Origin of the sequence: Bradyrhizobium vignae, assembly GCF_900324035.1 — a bacterium.
GTDB lineage: Bacteria > Pseudomonadota > Alphaproteobacteria > Rhizobiales > Xanthobacteraceae > Bradyrhizobium > Bradyrhizobium vignae.
On the sequence record NZ_LS398110.1, the window covers coordinates 1 to 17,552 of the forward strand.

Here is a 17,552-nt window from a genome sequence, read left to right on the forward strand (position 1 = left end):
CGAGGTCGCGCCACTTCAGGGACCGGGCAGGACCCCTGCATGGCGCTCACAACGCAACTATATCTCTCAAGAGAAGTTTTCTGACGATGACAATGGAACAGGATCGCTGGTCACGCGTGAAGGGTCGGCTGCGCTCGAGCGTTGGCGAGGACGTCTACACGAGCTGGTTTGCACGCATGGATCTCGAAGGCGTGCAGGACGAGAGCGTGCGGCTCTCGGTGCCGACGCGGTTCCTGAAGAGCTGGATCCAGGCCCACTATGCCGAGCGCGTGCTGTCGTGCTGGCAGGCCGAGATGCCGGAAGTGCATCGCATCGACCTCACGGTCCGCTCCGCCGTGCGTCCGGCGGCGCACCCGAAGGAAGCGCCCGCGCCGGTCGAGGCGCGCCGCGCGCCGACACCGGAATTGCGCTCGACCGCGACCGCGCCGGTCTCGGCCAATCACGACGCGCTCGGCGGCTCGCCGCTGGATCCGCGCCTGACCTTCGCGAGCTTCGTCGTCGGCCGCTCCAACACGCTGGCACATGCCGCCGCGCGCCAGGTTGCCGAAGGACGCCGCGGCGATCCCGTCATGTTCAACCCGCTCTACATTCACGCCGGCGTCGGCCTCGGCAAGACGCATCTCCTGCAGGCGGTGACCTGGGCCGGCAATTCCGGCAACGAGCGCAAGGTGCTGTATCTCACGGCGGAGAAATTCATGTACGGCTTCGTCGCTGCGCTGAAGACGCAGACGGCGCTGGCCTTCAAGGAAGCGCTGCGCGGCATCGACGTGCTCGTCATCGACGATCTGCAATTCCTCCAGGGCAAGTCGACGCAGGCCGAGTTCTGTCACACGCTGAACGCGCTGATCGACGCCGGCCGCCAGGTCGTGATCGCGGCCGACCGTCCGCCGTCCGACCTCGAAAGCCTCGACGACCGCGTGCGCTCGCGGCTCGCCGGCGGGCTCGTGGTCGAGATGGGCTCGCTCGGCGAGGAGCTGCGCCACGGCATCCTGAAGTCGCGCGTCGCCGCGGCCCGCGCCCATCATGCGACGTTCGAGGTGCCCGAGGAGGTGCTGCAATATCTGGCGCGCACCATCACCCATAATGGCCGCGATCTCGAAGGCGCGATCAACCGTCTGCTCGCGCATTCCAAGCTCAACAACCGGCCGGTGACGCTGGAGATGGCGGAGCACGAGGTGCGCGACCTGGTGCGGCCGCAGGAGCCCAAGCGGATCAAGATCGAGGACATCCAGCGCGTGGTGGCGCGGCAGTACAATGTCAGCCGCTCCGACCTGTTGTCCTCGCGCCGCACCGCCAACGTGGTCCGCCCGCGCCAGGTGGCGATGTATCTCGCCAAGACGCTGACCCTGCGCTCGCTGCCCGAGATCGGCCGCCGCTTCGGCGGACGCGACCACACCACCGTGCTGCACGCGGTACGCAAGATCGAGGCGCTGGTCTCCAAGGACACCGCGCTGTTGGAAGAGGTCGAGTCGCTGAAGCGCCAGCTTCAGGAATAAAGGCCTATTTGTTTCGCCTTCAGCAGAGGCCGTCATGCCCGGGCTTGACCCGGGCATCCACGTTCTTTGGGCTCCTTAGGCAAGCCGTGGATGGCCGGGACGAGCCCGGCCATGACGCTGTGGGGACGATCGCTACCCCCACCAGCGAGGGAGCGCACCTGCACCCGGCTGCCGGCGCCGGTTTGCCGTTAAATCGTGGGGAACTGCCCCCCAATGCCTTGAATCCCAGCGCCATCCGCGCCACCTTGCGCGACCCTGACGGCTTTGGTCATATCGGCTCGATGACCCGGCCTTCCGGGGTCTTCGGTGCCGTGGCGCTTTTCGGCTGCCGGGCTTCTTCCAACTCAGAGTTTTCCTTGGGGATCGGGCGAGTAGTGCAATGAAGGTTACGGTCGAACGCGCGCAACTCCTGAAGTCGCTGGGCCATGTCCACCGCGTGGTCGAGCGCCGCAACACGATCCCGATCCTCGGCAACGTGCTGGTCCGCGCCGAAAACGCCAAATTGTCCCTGAAGGCGACCGACCTCGACCTCGAGGTGACGGAGACGCTGCCGGCGGAAACCGCGACCGCGGGCTCCACCACCGTGCCGGCGCACATGTTCTACGACATCGTGCGCAAGCTGCCCGACGGCTCGCAGATCGTGCTGGAGGCCGACGGCGACCGGGCGGTGCTCGCGATCCGCGCCGGCCGCTCGCGCTTCACGCTGCAGACGCTGCCGGAGAATGATTTCCCGGATCTCGCCGCCGGCGACATGTCCCACTCGTTCTCGCTCGCGGCCAAGGACGTCAAGCGGCTGATCGACCGCACCCAGTTCGCGATCTCGACGGAGGAGACGCGCTACTACCTCAACGGCATCTATCTGCACGCGGCCGGCACGGCCAAGGCCGCCACCCTGCGCGGCGTCGCCACCGACGGCCACCGCCTCGCCCAGCTCGACCTGGTGCAGCCCAGGGGCGCCGAGGGCATGCCGGGCGTGATCGTGCCGCGCAAGACCGTCGGCGAGGTGCAGCGCCTGATCGAGGACACCGAGGCCGAGATGACGATCGAGCTGTCGCAGGCCAAGATCCGCTTTACGATCGGCAACGTCGTGCTGACCTCGAAACTGATCGACGGCACCTTCCCCGACTACGGCCGCGTCATCCCGCAGAACAACGACAAGGAGCTCGTCGTCGACAAGAAGGACTTCGAGAACGCGGTCGACCGCGTCTCCACCATTTCCAGCGAGCGCGGGCGGGCGGTGAAGCTGTCGCTGTCGGCCGGCAAGCTGGTGCTGTCGGTGACCAATCCGGATTCGGGCAGCGCGACCGAGGAGCTCGAGGTCGAATACGCCGCCGACGCCCTCGATATCGGCTTCAACTCCCGCTATTTGCTCGACATCGCCGCCCAGATCGAAGGCGACGTCGCAACCCTCCGCCTCGCCGATCCGGGCTCACCAACCCTGGTGCAGGATCGTGACGACAAGAGCGCACTGTACGTGCTGATGCCGATGCGGGTGTGAGGCTATTTTCTCCTCTTGTCATGGCCGGGCTTGACCCGGCCAGCCGTCGAACAAAACGACCTGGGTGTACATCCTCGCCAGCAAGCCCTGTGGAACACTCTACATAGGCGTCACGAACAATTTGGTCCGCCGCGTCTATGAACATCGCGAGGGTCTGGCCGATGGCTTCACCAAACGTTACGGCGTGAAGGCTTCGGTCTATTTCGAGGCGCATGACACGATCACCGCTGCCCTTCAGCGCGAAAAGAACATGAAGCACTGGTCCCGTGAGTGGAAGATCGATCTGATTGTGAAGAGCAATCCCACCTGGCAAGACCTATATGATGAAATTGCCCGCTGACGCGGGCGAGGGATTGCCGGGTCAAGCCCGGCAATGACGAGTTGAGATGACCCCCTCCCGCATTCATCGCCTGACGTTGACGCATTTTCGCAATTATCGGGCGGCGGGGCTCGAGACGACGGCTGACGTGGTGGCGCTGGTCGGGCCGAACGGGGCGGGCAAGACCAATTGCATCGAAGCGATCTCGTTCCTGTCGCCGGGCCGCGGTCTGCGCCGCGCGACGCTGGAGGACGTCGCCGACAACCAGGGCGACGGCTCCTGGGCGGTGTCGGCGCAGGTCGAGGGCGCGCTGGGGCTCGCCACGCTCGGCACCGGGATCGATGCGCCGCGCGCAGATGGGCCGGTCAGCCGGCGCTGCCGCATCGACCGCGAGCCGGTGGGGTCGGCCAGCGCCTTCGGCGACCACATCCGCATGGTGTGGCTGACGCCGGCGATGGACGGGCTGTTCATGGGGGCTGCGTCCGAGCGGCGGCGCTTCTTCGACCGCCTGGTGCTCGCCATCGACAGCGAGCATTCCAGCCGGATCAACGCACTCGAGCGCTCGCTGCGTTCGCGCAACCGCCTGCTGGAGACGCGCAATTACGACGACCATTGGTGCGACGCGATCGAGCGCGAGACCGCCGAGCTGGCCGTCGCAGTCGCGGCAACACGCGGCCAGACCGCGGCAAGGCTCACCGGCATGCTCAACGCACGCGCGCAAGAATCGGCGTTCCCGTCGGCGCAGATCGCGCTCGACGGCTGGATGGAGAACGCGCTGCTCCAGGAGACCGCCACGTCGGTCGAGGACCGCTACCGCCAGATCCTGCGCGACAACCGCCCGCGCGATGCGATCGCCGGTCGCACCACCGACGGTCCGCATCTCACCGACCTGCAGGTCGTCTACGCGCCGAAAAGCATGCCCGCGCGCGACGCTTCGACCGGCGAGCAGAAGGCGCTTCTGATCGGCCTCGTGCTCGCGCATGCGACGCTGGTCGCCGAGATGACGGGCATCGTGCCGCTGCTGCTGCTCGACGAGGTGGTTGCGCATCTCGACCCGAACCGCCGCGCGGCGCTGTTCGAGGAGCTGAAGAAGCTCGGCGCGCAGGTGTGGCTGACCGGCGCGGATCCTGCCGCCTTCACCGAGATCGGCGCAGGGGGCGAAGTCTTTGACGTCGAGAGCGGACGAGTCTCGGCCCGAAGCTAGACCGCCGCCTTGAACCCGCCCGTTTGCGGCCGCGACTAGTTTTTTGAGCGCGCGGCGGCGATGGCGTCGCGCGCGATATCGTGGAGAGAAAGATGCGGACGGTAATGACCGGGGCGCAAGCCCCGGCACGATGGCTGGCGTTTGGGTGCGGCCTCTGCTTTCTCGCGATCTGCATGCTCGCGGCGAGCGCCGGAGCCTGGGTGTCGCAGCTGCCGCCGCTGTTCTCGGCCGGGCTCACGCCGGATCCCGCGACCAAGCTGCCCGCGCCGACCCGCTACAGCTACAGGGGAATCCACACCACCGTGGTGAGCGGCATCGAAGCGCCGCTCCGTACCAGGCTGGAAGCGACCGTCCCCTTCGATCTCGGCGACGTGCTCGCCTTCTACCGCGCCGAACTCGGCAAGCTCGGCTGGCAGGAAAAGCCTGACGGCGCGGTGATCGCCGCCGATCACGTCGAGCTTGCCTTCGCCTCACCGCTCGGACCGGCGCGGCTGGAGCTCCACCGCAAGGACAACAGCACCGCGATCGAGCTCGTGCAGAAGAATTCGGATACGGCGACAAAGGCGAACGTCATGCCCGAACCCGGCCAGGCCAAGGTGGTGTTCAGCAATATCGGCGAGACGGAGGCCGCGCTCACCATCGACGAGCGGACCATCATCCGCGCCCGCGGCGCCAATGCCGTCGCGCTGGACCTGCCGGCCGGCAAATATCCCTACGAAGTGAACGTGCCCGGGCATCCCGCCCATACGAACACCCTCGTCATCGCGGCCGGCGACATCTGGGAGCTCACGGTCGGACGCGACGGCGATGCGTGGTCGCCGCTGCATCTGTATTGAGCCCGTCTCGATCCGCGGGCAGTGAGACGCGCAGCGTGAAATCTCTCACCCCGGGGGCGCGGAACCAGCCTTCAGCCCCGCAAAATCCACGCCCTTTCGAGGCCCCGAACGGGCCCTCGAATCGCGCTTTTTGCAGTGCCGGAAACCGCCCTCCAAAAGCCTTGAAAACCGGCCCAAAAACCCTATCTGCTCAAAGGGTTGCCGGAAGATACTTTGCGCTAGGCGCAAGCGGTCTTTCATGGCACAAATAACCTCGCAAATCAGCGCCTTTTGCGCCGCTGATTCGGGCGACATCTCGAAGGCCTCTCATGACAGAACCTGCTCGGCAGCATGCTGCCGAAAACGAGCCCTCCACCGCGAGCGAATACGGCGCGGAATCGATCCGCGTGCTCAAGGGTCTCGACGCCGTCCGCAAGCGTCCGGGCATGTATATCGGCGACACCGACGATGGCTCGGGCCTGCACCACATGGTCTACGAGGTCGTCGACAACGCGATCGACGAGGCGCTCGCGGGTCATGCCACGCGCGTCGACGTGATCCTCAACGCCGACAATTCCGTCACCGTGCGCGACGACGGCCGCGGCATTCCCGTCGACATCCACAAGGGCGAAGGCATCTCGGCGGCCGAGGTCATCATGACCCAGCTGCACGCCGGCGGAAAGTTCGACCAGAACTCCTACAAGGTCTCCGGCGGCCTGCACGGCGTCGGCGTCTCCGTCGTCAACGCGCTGTCGAGCAAGCTGATGCTTCGCATCTGGCGCGACAACAAGGAGCACTATATCGAGTTCGCCCATGGCGACGCCGTCGCACCGCTCAAGGTGGTCGGCGAGGCACCGGGCAAGCGCGGCACCGAGGTGACGTTCCTCGCCTCGACCGAGACCTTCAAGAACATCGAGTACGATTTCGCTACCCTCGAGCACCGCCTGCGCGAGCTCGCCTTCCTCAATTCCGGCGTGCACATCGCCCTCTCCGACATGCGCCACGCGGTCGAGAAGCGCGAGGAGATGTACTATTCCGGCGGCGTCGAGGAGTTCGTCAAATATCTCGACCGCAACAAGAAGGCGCTGGTGCCCACGCCGATCATGGTGCGTTCGGAAGCCAACGGCATCGGCGTCGAGGCCGCCTTGTGGTGGAACGACAGCTACCACGAGAACGTGCTGTGCTTCACCAACAACATCCCGCAGCGTGACGGCGGCACCCATCTTGCCGGTTTCCGCGGCGCGCTGACGCGCCAGGTCAACGGCTATGCCGAGGCCAATGCCAAGAAGGAAAAGATCGCGCTGACCGGCGACGACTGCCGCGAAGGCCTCACCGCCGTTTTGTCGGTGAAAGTGCCCGATCCGAAATTCTCGTCGCAGACCAAGGACAAGCTGGTGTCCTCGGAAGTGCGTCCCGTGGTCGAGAACGTCCTCAACGAGGCGCTCCAGGCCTGGTTCGAGGAGCACCCCTCCGAGGCCAAGATGATCGTCGGCAAGGTGATCCAGGCCGCCGCTGCCCGCGAAGCTGCGCGAAAGGCGCGCGAGCTGACGCGCAAGAGCCCGCTTTCAGTCTCCTCGCTGCCCGGCAAGCTCGCCGACTGCCAGGAGAAGGATCCAGCCAAATCCGAGCTCTTCATCGTCGAGGGCGACTCGGCAGGCGGCAGCGCCAAGCAGGGCCGCAACCGCGAATTCCAGGCGGTGCTGCCGCTGCGCGGCAAGATCCTCAACGTTGAACGGGTCCGTCCCGACAAGATGCTGTCGTCGGAGCAGATCGGCACCCTAATCACCGCGCTCGGCACCGGCATCAGCGACGAGTTTTCGGTCGAGAAGCTGCGCTATCACAAGATCATCGTGATGACGGACGCCGACGTCGACGGCGCTCACATCCGCACGCTGCTGCTCACCTTCTTCTACCGGCAGATGCGCGACATCATCGACGGCGGCTATCTCTATATCGCCCAGCCGCCGCTCTATAAGGTCTCACGCGGCAAGTCCGAGCAGTACCTGAAGGACGAGCGAGCGCTGGAAGACTATTTGATCGACGCCGGTCTCGATGACTGCGTGTACATCCCCGGCACCGGCGGCGACCGTTCCGGGCGCGATTTGCGCGCGCTGGTCGACGACGCCCGCGTCGTCCGCAGCATCCTGCGCAACCTTCACAGCCGCTATAACCGAAAGGTGGTCGAGCAGGCCGCCATCACCGGCGTGTTGAACAAGGACATCTACGGCGATCCCGAGAAGGCCGCTGCGGCCGCGCAATACATCGCGAGCCGGCTCGACAACCAGGCCGAGGAGGTCGAGCGCGGCTGGGTGGGACAATTCGTCGAGGGCCAGGGTTTCGTGTTCGAGCGCACCGTGCGCGGCGTCAAGGAAGCGGCTGTGATCGACGATGCGCTGCTCGGCTCGGCCGAGGCGCGCAAGCTCGACGAATATACGACCAGGCTCCAGGACGTTTACGCCCGCTCCGGCAAGCTGCGGCGCAAGGACAACGAGCACGTGGTCCACGGCCCGGTCGATCTGTTCGAAGCCGTGACCGACGCTGGCCGTAAAGGCATCACGCTGCAGCGCTACAAAGGCCTCGGCGAGATGAACCCCGAGCAGCTCTGGGAGACCACGCTCGACACCGAGGCACGCTCGCTCTTGCAGGTGAAGGTCAAGGAGGTCGACGAGGCCGACGACATCTTCACCAAACTGATGGGCGACGTGGTGGAGCCGCGCCGCGACTTCATCCAGGAACACTCGCTGAGCGCGACGATCGATATTTGAGGCCGGGTTGGCTTGGTCGGAGCCAACCACGGATGCAGATCACCTGATCGGCGCGCTGATCCTGATCGCGACCCTCTATGTGATCGGGAATATCGTCGGGCTGTTTTGAGGGCCGCTTCCACAAGCTTCATCCTCATCCTGAGGAGCCCGCGAAAGCGGGCATCTCGAAGGATGGCCACAGGCGAATAGGGGCCTGCATGGTTCGCGACGCGCGTTCCGCGCTCCTCACCATGAGGGATCAGCAGCTTCGCCTGGGCTCACGGATCGGCTACGAACCACCGCCCAGCACAATTGCTCCGGCGCTCAAATCTCTGTAGTTTCCGCCCGAAACAGCCCTCCCCACTCCATCAGGACAGCGAGAATCCATTTGGCGCCCATCCAATATATCGTCGAGGGCGGTCACCGGCTCTCGGGCTCGATCGAGCCGTCCGGCAACAAGAACTCGGCGCTTCCGATCATCGCCGCCGCCCTGCTCACCGAGCATCCGGTCACGCTGGAGAACGTGCCGCGGATCCGCGACACCGAAACACTGGTCGAGCTGATCCGCTCGGTCGGTGCATCGGCGGAATGGACTGCCCGCAATACGCTTCACATCCATGCCAAGAGCATCCGCGCCGCCGATCTCGATCCCGAGCTGTGCGTGCGCATCCGTGCCTCGATCCTGCTCGCGGGGCCCCTGCTCGCGCGCTGCGGCGAGGTGATGCTGCCGCCACCGGGCGGCGATGTCATCGGCCGCCGCCGTCTGGACACCCATGTGCTGGCGCTGGAGCAACTGGGGGCCAAGGTCACCGCGACCGACCGGCTCGAGTTCCGCGCGCCAAAGCTCGCCGGCGCGGACGTGTTTTTGGACGAGCCGAGCGTCACCGCGACCGAGAACGCGCTCGTTGCAGCGGTCGCTGCCGAAGGCGTCACTTACTTGCGCAACGCCGCCTCCGAACCGCATGTGCAGGACCTCGCCAACTTCCTGGTCGCGCTCGGCGCGAAAATCGAGGGCATCGGCACCAACACCATGACCATCCATGGCGCGGCGACGCTGGGGGAAGCGAGCTACAGGATTCAGCCCGACCACATCGAGGTCGGCTCGCTGATCGGACTGGCCGCGGTGACGCGCTCGCCGCTGCGCATCACGCGCGCCGGTGTCGAGCATCTGCGCTCGATCCGCATGGGTTTCGAGCGACTCGGCATCGTCTGCCGAATCGAGGGCGATGACCTCATCGTGCCCTCCAATCAGACATTGAAGATCCAGGACGATTTCGGCGGCCATGTGCCCAAGCTGGAGGACCAGCCCTGGCCGGCCTTCCCGGCCGACCTGATGTCGATCGCGATCGTCACCGCCACGCAATGCGAGGGCGTGATCCTGATGTTCGAGAAGATGTTCGAATCGCGGATGTTCTTCGTCGACAAGCTGATCGCGATGGGCGCGCGCATCGTGCTCTGCGACCCGCACCGCGCCATCATCGCCGGCCCCAGCCGCCTGCGTGGTGCGCCGATGACCTCGCCCGACATCCGCGCCGGCATGGCGATGCTGCTCGCCGCCGTCTGCGCCGAGGGCACCTCCACCATCAACAACGCCGACCAGATCGAGCGCGGCTACGAGCGCATCGAGGAACGGCTGAATGCACTGGGCGCGAAGATCAAGCGCGTGCCGGAAAGGAAGAGCTGAAGGCTCTTTCTTCATTCTCCCCCTGTGGGAGAAGGTGGCGCGAAGCGCGCAATATCGTAGATTCCATGGGCGGTGACTCCTGTTGGGTCCCGGCTCGCGCTTCGCGCGTCCGGGACACGTGGGCCATGTTTTCGACGTGTGGCCGTGCTATTGACCGGCGATGCTCGACACCGTGCAACATCATTCGCAGCCGCAGGCCGGCGTGCCGCCAAATCATCTCGCCGAAGAGTTCGTCCAGACGCTGCGCCTCGCCGTGCCGATGATGCTGACGCAACTCGGGCAGATCGCGATGATCACGACCGATCTCGCGATGATCGGCCACCTCGGCGAGAGCGCAGTGGCCGCGGCGGCGCTGGCGCATACGGTCTATTTCGTCAGCTTCACCTTCGGGCTCGGACTGATGTCCGCGGTGTCGCCGCTGGCCGCGCAGGCGTTCGGCGCCGGCGATATCAGGCGCATCCGCCGCTCCCTGCGCGTCGGCCTCTGGGCCGCGCTCTTGATCTCGCTGCCGATGATGGCCTCGCCGCTCTATGGCGAGCAGATCCTGCTCGCACTCGGACAAGTGCCACAATCCGCCGCGCTGGCGCAGCGCTACCTGAACGGCCTCGCCTGGGGAATCGCGCCGGCGCTGGGCTTCATCGCGCTGCGCAGCATGATGAGCGCGGTGAACCGGCCGCAGGCGCCGCTCTGGATCACGGTGGCGGCGATCCCGGTCAACGCCGCGCTGGTCTACGCCCTGATCCACGGCCTGTTCGGCCTGCCGGAGCTCGGCCTGTTCGGCGCGGGGCTTGCGACCACGCTGGTCAATCTCGGCACCTTCCTCGCTGCGCTCGCCATCGCGGCATGGCGAAAACCCTTCGCCGGCTATCATCCCCTCGCCCATCTCTGGCGGATCGACTGGCCGCTGATGCGTCAGCTGGTTGCGGTCGGCGCGCCGATCTCGTTTTCCCTGCTGCTGGAATACGGCCTGTTCTCCTCGGCCGCGCTGCTGATGGGGCTGATCTCGACCACGGCGCTCGCCGCGCACCAGATCGCGCTCCAGGTCACCGCCGTGCTGTTCATGGTGCCACTCGGCATCGGCATGGCTGCGACGGTGCGGGTCGGTCATGCCTTCGGCCGCCGTGATCCGGCGGCGGTGAGGCGCGCAGGGCTCGCCGCAGCCGTTCTCGGTGTCGCGCTGGTCTTCGCGCTGACGATCGCCATCGTGATCGGGCGCTATCAGCTCGGCCGGCTGTTTTTCGGCGGCGCCAGCGAAAGCGCGGCCACCGTCGAACTGACGGGGACGCTGCTCCTGGTCGGCGCCACCTTCTTCATCGCCGACGGCCTGCAGACCATCATGGGCGGCGCGCTGCGCGGCATCAACGACACCAGGATGACACTGCTGTTCGCGGCGATCGGCTATTGGGGCGTCGCCTTTCCCACAGGCTGGATGCTCGCGTTCCACGCAGGGTTGGGCGCGATCGGCGTCTGGATCGGCTTCTCGATCGGCACATTCGTCTATGCCGGGCTCCCGGTCTTGCGCTTCCGAATGCTGACGCGCAGATTGGTGGAATGAAGGGGACGGTCCACGAAGTCACGCCTGAGGTCGATGCCAATGCATTGCTGCCCGGCGCGCAGTTCATCGACGCGTTTCGCGTCGAGATCGGCGCGGCGGCGGTCGATGCCCGCCAGGCCTGCGTCCGGATGGTGCTGCACGGGCCGCGCTGGGTCGACGGTCTGGTGCACCTGCGCAACATTCTGGTGACGCCGTTCGGGCTGAAGACCTCGGGCGAAGGCGCGCCGGCGCCGCACGGCCTGATCGGCCTTTTTCCGGTGGTGAGCGAGACGCCGGAGCGGCTCGTCGCGGGCTTCAACGATTCTCATCTCGACTTCCGCCTCGTCGTCGACGTGACGGGCGATGCCGCGAGCCGCCGGGTGACCTCGACCACGCTGGTGCGCACGCACAATCTGCTCGGCCGCACCTACCTCGCCCTCATCACGCCCTTCCACAAGCTCGTGGTCCGCGGCATGATGGGACGGATCGTGGAGCCGGCCCGTTAAAGCGCGATGAGATTTGGATGAATCGTCATCGCGCTTTAGCTTGTTGTTTACGCATGATCTTTCCGGAAAACCGCTTCGCACTTTTCCGGATCATGCTTTAGCTTACTCCGCCACCCGCGCGGACTTGTTGCGCGACGCCTCCGACCATTCGCCGACGACGCGATCGAGATCGCACAGATTCTGGTGCATCTGCTCCAGGGAGAAGCCGAGGGCGAAGAAGCGCTCGGCGGTGTCGCCGGGCTGGCCGCGGATCAGGCCGTCCTGGCGGACAGAGGCGACCGCTTCGGCGTAATGCTGGAGCGCGAGGTGGACGGGATGGATCGGCGGCGCGCCGGCGCCTTCGCGCAAGGCGGCAGCGGCCGAGCGCAGGAAGCGCGCGATCACGGTCGAGACTTCCGTGAGCGGGCCCGATAGGCGCGTCTGCACCTCGATCGGCAGTGGCACGACAGTCGCTCGGCCAATCATCACGACGTCATGGCGCAGCCGCAGGATCGTTCGCAGCAACGGGCCGGTGTCCGGGCCGCTCGACAGGCGCGCGGCGCGCTCACGCTCGGCTTCGGAGCCGATCGCATTGAGGCTGACCATGGCCGTGCCGATGCCGTCCTGGATCCGATGCAGCGCGTCATTGTCGCGACCACGGGTGAGACCCGCGAGCAGCTCGGTGAAGGCATCAGCGATCAATTCGAGCAGCGTCGCCGCGCTGGCGCGGATCTGCCGCACCGCGCGCGAGGGCAGCACCAGGAAGGAGACCAGCAGACCCGTTATGGCACCGACCGCGACCTCGCTGACCCGATCGATCGCCGAGGTCATGGGATCGGAGTGATGCATGGTCGGAACCAGGAGCACGATCACTGCGGTGACCGTGGCCGCGCTGAGGCTCGGATTGATCGCAGCGATGAAGGCGAGCGGAGCGACCGACAGCACGAGGAGGCCGAGAAGGCCGGCTTCGCTGGAATAGGGGATCAGGATCGCAATGGCACCGCCATAGACGGCGCCGCCGATGGTGCCGAGCATGTAGTCGCGCGTTGCCTTCAGCGAGCGGCCAACGCTCATCTGGGTCACGATCAGCGAGGTCAGCACCGCCCAGAGCGGCAGCAACAGATGCAGGGCGGTCGCGATCGCATAGGCGGCTGTCGCGGCCACCGTGACCCGGATCGCCAATCCCAGCTGGGTCCGCCGCGACCGGATGCGAGCGAACAGCGCTTTTGCGAATGCCATCGGCGGAAGTCTCGATCCTCTTGAAGCCAAGCAAAAGCATGGCTGATGCCCGCGGCCGCAAGGCCGCTTGAAAGGCCAAATCAGCCCGCTTAACTTGCGCGCCAAACGAGGAAACACGATGGCCCACGAAACTGCAACGCTCGCCGCGTACGTCTTCAACCTGAAATACCAGGATATTCCGGCGGAGGTGCTGGAGCGCGCCAAGGTGCTGACGCTGGACTTCCTCGGCAGCGCGATACGGGCTCGGCGCCAGGCCGAATCGACCCCGTCGATGCTGAAGATGCTGGAGGCGCTGGCGCTCGACACCAAAGGCGAGTCCACCGTGTTCGGCGACACCAAGACCTGGACGCCGGCGGTCGCGGCCCTGCTCAACGGCGCGCTCGGCCATTCCCTCGATTTCGACGACACCCACGCCGATTCCTCGCTGCATCCGAGCGCGCCCGTGGTGCCGGCCGCCTTCGCCGTCGGCGAGATGGTCGGGGCGTCGGGACGCGACGTGCTGACGGCGATCGTCGTGGGCTATGAGGTCTGCTGCCGGCTCGGCAACGCGCTCGACCCGACCTCGCATTACGCGCGCGGCTTCCACCCGACCGCGACCGCCGGCACTTATGGCGCCGCTGCCGCGGCAGGAAAGCTGTTCGGCCTCAGCGAGAAGCAGCTGATCGCCGCGTTCGGCGTTTCCGGCAGCCAGGCCGCGGGCTCGCTGCAATTTTTGGTCAACGGCGCCTGGAACAAGCGCTACCAGGTCGGCGCGGCCGCGATGAACGGCGTGATCGCAGCGACCCTGGCACGCAACGATTTCGTCGGCGCGACCGAGTCAGTTGAGGGCAAGCACGGCCTGCTCGCCGGCTACACCGACGACGCCCATCCGCAAAAGGCGGTGGCCGATCTCGGCAAGACCTATGAAACGATGAAGATCGGCGTAAAGCCCTATCCGAGCTGCCGCTACACCCATGCCGCGATCGACGCGCTGATCGCCATGCGGCGCGAGCACAATCTGACGCCCGATCAGGTCAAGCGTGTCGAGATCGGCCTGCATCGCAACGGCATCACGCTGACCGGCGATGCCGCGACCAAGCGGCATCCGCGCTCGATCGTCGGCGGCCAGTTCTCGATGTTCTTCACCGGCGCGCTCGCGCTGGACCAGGGCTCGTTCGGCTGGGACGATTACAACCGCCTCGGCGATGCCGCCATCGACGCGCTCGCCGACAAGTTCGACGTGGTGCAGGACGACCGGCTCGAGATCGGCCGCACCCATCCGTTCGGCGCGCGCGTGAGCATCACGACGGACGACGGCGTTCACGAGCGGCTCTATGCCGATCCGTCGGGCGAGCCGACCTCGTTCCCGGACACCCAGGCGATGCAGCAGAAATTCCTGACACTGGCCCGCCCGGTGCTGAACGCACGCGCGGAGAAGTTTGCGGATGCGATCATGACGCTGGAGCGATTTGATCGCGTGGCGAAGGCGACGGAATTGGGGAGGTAGAAGCTAAGCCGCAGCCGCATCTTACCCTCCCCTGGAGGGGTCCGGGACGAGCGTAGCTCGCCCGTGGGTCGGCACGCGATCGAGCGAAGCGAGATTGCGTGACGGGGTGGGGTGATCCCTCCACTCGGGCACTGTTCGTCGCGGAGAGACCGTCACCCCACCCCGCTCGCGCTGCGCGCGATCGACCCTCCCCCTCCAGGTCCCCTCCAGGGGAGGGTAAGAAGCGGCGCGGTCCGCTCTTCTCAATCCGCCCCCGCCAGCTTCCCCTTCTCGCGTGTCGCCGCGACCACATCGTGCACGAGATCGAACACGCCGTCGGCTTGCGGCGGCCAGTTCGGCGAGCGCCCCATGCGCACGATCACCAGCTGCTCCGACGGAATCACGATGGTGTATTGCCCGATCGTGCCCTTGGCGAAGAAGGCATCGCGCGGCCAGCCGTGCTCGACGCGAAAATTTGCGCCAAAGCTGTCGCCCTGGTTGGTCCAGAAGCCGGCGCCGATGCCGACCCACGCATTCGGCGTGGCCCTCGACGAATAGTTCACCCACCCTTCCGGCAGGATGCGCTTGCCGCCGGCGACGCCGCCATTGAGATAGAGCTGGCCGAAGCGCGCCCAGTCGCGTGCGGAGGCCAGCATCTCGCTCGATCCCTCGATCGTGCCGGCGCCGTCGAGCTGGAGCACGACACGACGCATGCCGAGCGGGGCGAACAATTCGCGGCGCGCAAAGGCAAGCGCATCTGCGGGACTGCCGCCGGCCGCAGCACGGATCAGATGCGAGAGGATGAGCATATTGCCATCGTGGTAATTCCACGCCGCGCCCGGTGCGGTCTCGAGCGGAATGGTCTCGGCATAGGCCACCATGTCGGTCTCCACGAACTTCATCCGGTTGACGGGCTCGAAGGCCGAGCCGAGCGAGGCTTGCAACGAACTGCCGAGCGCAAGGCCCGCGGTGTGACGCAGCAGCTGATCGACGGTGATGGCATGGCGCGGATCATCGGGGTTCTTCCAGGCTGCGATCGGCGCAGGCCCCTCGAGCTTCAGCTTGCCCTGGCGCACCAGCACACCGATCAGCGCCGATATCACCGACTTTGTCATGGAGAAGCCGAGCAGCGGCGTCTCCGGCCCGATGCCATCCGCGTAGCGCTCGGCGATGATACGGCCGTCCTTCATCACGACGATGGCACGGGTGCGGCGGTAGGGCGGCTCTGCGGGTTCGGTGAAGGCACGGTCGAGCGCGGCGGCGAGTGAGGGGCTTTGCGGCGGCACGATCGCGGGACCGGCGATCTCGGGTAGCAACGCCGGCCGTTTGTCGTCAGGCAACCGTTCGACGGCAGTCATGCCAGCGCCATGTTCGAGCGTGCAGCCGAGTCCCTCGCGGTAGACGGCGTGGCTGCGGCCGAGGCCGAACAGCGTCACCGTGACGTCCTTGCGGACGCTATCGACCCTGTAGTCCATCGCCCAGCTGATCAGGCTGGTCCCGGGCATGGCATCGGTGGTCTCGGCGAAGTTGCGTTGGGGATCGAGGCCGGAGACGAACGTCTCGGAGCAGAGAATGTCAGCGACGAAGCCGGTCGCGACCTCAGGCAAGTCGCGGGCCCGGGCGGCGCCGAGCGCAAGGCCGGCTGCGGCAATGGTGGTGGCGAGGAGGACGATCTTGCGGCGGCGGGTCACAGGCTTTCTCCGGCTGGGGCGTATGGCGGGAGGAAGCGGAAGGCGGGCGGTGGACTCTCGCCGGATTCGGAAAATGGGCTGGCCTAAAACTGAACGAGACTGGCCGGTTCTGGAATAAGTCAGTTATTTCAGAGTAATACGAAAAATGCCGCCGCAGCTGCGGTGGCCTCCCCGGGGAGAGGCGAAGCGGGCGCGTCACGCCGCATTCACCTTGAGCCGCCGGTATTCCGTCGGTGTCACGCCGGTGACTGCTTTGAAGGCACGGTTGAATGGACCCAGCGACTGGAAGCCGGCATCCATGGCGATGGTGATGATTGGGACTTCGGCCTGGGCGGGATCGGCGAGCGCGGCCTTGGCTTCCTCGATCCGGTGGTTGTTCAGAAACACATTGAAATTGCAATAGCCGAGCCGCTGGTTGATCAGCCGGCGCAACCGGTATTCGGGAATCTTGAGCCGGGTCGCAAGCACGCCGATGGTGATGTTCTCCTGGCGATAGACGCGCTCCTCCGCCATCAGCCGCATCAGGGCATCGATGAGCTTCTGGTCGGCGGATTCATCGCCCCTCGCGGGTTGAGGAAAAATTGCCGGCGCGGACGTTGACGCCGGAAACAGATCGGCGCCGTCGATGCGCATCATCGCACAGGCAATGGCCGCAACGATGCAGGCGAGCACACCGGCGTTGATCGTGTTGGCGACATCGCCTGCACTGCCGGCAGCAAGGATCTGAAGCAGCGCGTTCAGCCCGCCATAGAGCGCGGCGGCGCACACGATGAAGGCGCGCACGCGACGGCGACGCTCGACCAGATCGGCGGACCACGATCGGATGGTCTGCGCCACCGCGAGCGCGATGAAACCGAGCACGATCAGATTGACGACCGTCACCGAGAACCGCGCGTTCCCGCCGGGCGCGATCCACAGACACCCGACCAAGCTGAAGGCGGTTACCGCAGCCCAGATCAAACCGTGCCACCAGCGCAACCGAAAGGCTTCGTCGAACAGCCCACGCGTGAACAGCCAGAACACGACGATATTGCCGGTCGACAGCGCGATCAGCGGCGCGTGCCAGACCGGAACGAGCGACGACACGCCGATGGAATAGCTCGCCGCATGCGCCGCCGAGCCGAGCGCGAAGGCCGCGCCGAGGCGGGCTGCCAGCACGTTGCGGAAATCGGAGAGCAATGACACCGCCAGCACAAGCAGCAGCGCGACGCTGGCAGCGCGAAAGGCGAGCTCGGTTGCGGCAAGGGTCATCGGATGGTTCGATTTTGACGTGGTTGGAAGCAGCCGAACATCGTTCGTTGTGCCCGGTTTTTCAAGGACCATCCGCATGCCATTGTTGTAGCGGCATCCACCGCTGTCATCGCCCGGCTTGGTTGAC

13 protein-coding genes are annotated in these 17,552 nt (G+C 66.1%); 10 read left to right on the top strand and 3 right to left on the bottom strand.

The window, feature by feature from the left end:
• Nucleotides 1–86: 86 nt before the first annotated feature.
• The 9 genes from dnaA (at nt 87) to BRAD3257_RS00045 (ending at nt 11,800) form a co-directional block, all read left to right on the top strand.
• The gene (gene dnaA / locus BRAD3257_RS00005; RefSeq protein ID WP_122400102.1) at nt 87–1,496 is read left to right on the top strand and encodes a chromosomal replication initiator protein DnaA; all 1,410 of its coding nucleotides are present in this window, start codon (nt 87–89) and stop codon (nt 1,494–1,496) included.
• Between the two features lie 379 nt (nt 1,497–1,875).
• Nucleotides 1,876–2,994, top strand: coding sequence for a DNA polymerase III subunit beta (gene dnaN / locus BRAD3257_RS00010; RefSeq protein ID WP_122400103.1), 1,119 nt, complete (start codon nt 1,876–1,878; stop codon nt 2,992–2,994).
• A 64-nt stretch (nt 2,995–3,058) separates the two neighbouring features.
• Complete coding sequence (locus BRAD3257_RS00015) at nt 3,059–3,334, top strand: GIY-YIG nuclease family protein (RefSeq protein ID WP_122400104.1); 276 nt, start codon at nt 3,059–3,061, stop codon at nt 3,332–3,334.
• Nucleotides 3,335–3,380: 46 nt separating this feature from the next.
• Nucleotides 3,381–4,517, top strand: a complete 1,137-nt coding sequence (gene recF / locus BRAD3257_RS00020) for a DNA replication/repair protein RecF (RefSeq protein WP_122400105.1) — start codon at nt 3,381–3,383, stop codon at nt 4,515–4,517.
• A 92-nt stretch (nt 4,518–4,609) separates the two neighbouring features.
• Nucleotides 4,610–5,353, top strand: a complete 744-nt coding sequence (locus BRAD3257_RS00025; RefSeq protein ID WP_122400106.1) for a hypothetical protein — start codon at nt 4,610–4,612, stop codon at nt 5,351–5,353.
• Between the two features lie 308 nt (nt 5,354–5,661).
• Nucleotides 5,662–8,097 carry a DNA topoisomerase (ATP-hydrolyzing) subunit B gene (gene gyrB / locus BRAD3257_RS00030; protein WP_122400107.1) on the top strand — a complete coding sequence of 812 codons (2,436 nt, stop codon included), beginning with the start codon at nt 5,662–5,664 and terminating at the stop codon, nt 8,095–8,097.
• A 367-nt stretch (nt 8,098–8,464) separates the two neighbouring features.
• Nucleotides 8,465–9,760 (top strand): UDP-N-acetylglucosamine 1-carboxyvinyltransferase, encoded by a 1,296-nt coding sequence (gene murA, locus BRAD3257_RS00035; RefSeq protein WP_122400108.1) that lies wholly within the window; start codon nt 8,465–8,467, stop codon nt 9,758–9,760.
• Between the two features lie 160 nt (nt 9,761–9,920).
• Nucleotides 9,921–11,315, top strand: a complete 1,395-nt coding sequence (locus BRAD3257_RS00040) for an MATE family efflux transporter (protein ID WP_122400109.1) — start codon at nt 9,921–9,923, stop codon at nt 11,313–11,315.
• Nucleotides 11,312–11,800, top strand: a complete 489-nt coding sequence (locus BRAD3257_RS00045; protein ID WP_122400110.1) for a DUF2867 domain-containing protein — start codon at nt 11,312–11,314, stop codon at nt 11,798–11,800. Before BRAD3257_RS00040 ends, BRAD3257_RS00045 begins: the two co-directional genes overlap by 4 nt.
• A gap of 102 nt (nt 11,801–11,902) precedes the next feature.
• Here BRAD3257_RS00045 and BRAD3257_RS00050 read toward each other — a convergent pair whose 3' ends face one another.
• Nucleotides 11,903–13,018, bottom strand: coding sequence for an FUSC family protein (locus BRAD3257_RS00050; RefSeq protein WP_122400111.1), 1,116 nt, complete (start codon nt 13,016–13,018; stop codon nt 11,903–11,905).
• A gap of 118 nt (nt 13,019–13,136) precedes the next feature.
• Here BRAD3257_RS00050 and BRAD3257_RS00055 point away from each other — a divergent pair, with 118 nt between their 5' ends.
• A complete protein-coding gene (locus tag BRAD3257_RS00055) occupies nt 13,137–14,504 on the top strand; it encodes an MmgE/PrpD family protein (RefSeq protein ID WP_122400112.1) in 1,368 nt (455 codons plus the stop codon).
• Between the two features lie 242 nt (nt 14,505–14,746).
• Here BRAD3257_RS00055 and BRAD3257_RS00060 read toward each other — a convergent pair whose 3' ends face one another.
• Both BRAD3257_RS00060 and BRAD3257_RS00065 read right to left on the bottom strand, forming a co-directional pair.
• Complete coding sequence (locus BRAD3257_RS00060) at nt 14,747–16,174, bottom strand: serine hydrolase domain-containing protein (RefSeq protein WP_122400113.1); 1,428 nt, start codon at nt 16,172–16,174, stop codon at nt 14,747–14,749.
• A gap of 195 nt (nt 16,175–16,369) precedes the next feature.
• Nucleotides 16,370–17,425, bottom strand: a complete 1,056-nt coding sequence (locus tag BRAD3257_RS00065; protein ID WP_122406295.1) for an AraC family transcriptional regulator — start codon at nt 17,423–17,425, stop codon at nt 16,370–16,372.
• Nucleotides 17,426–17,552 lie beyond the last annotated feature (127 nt).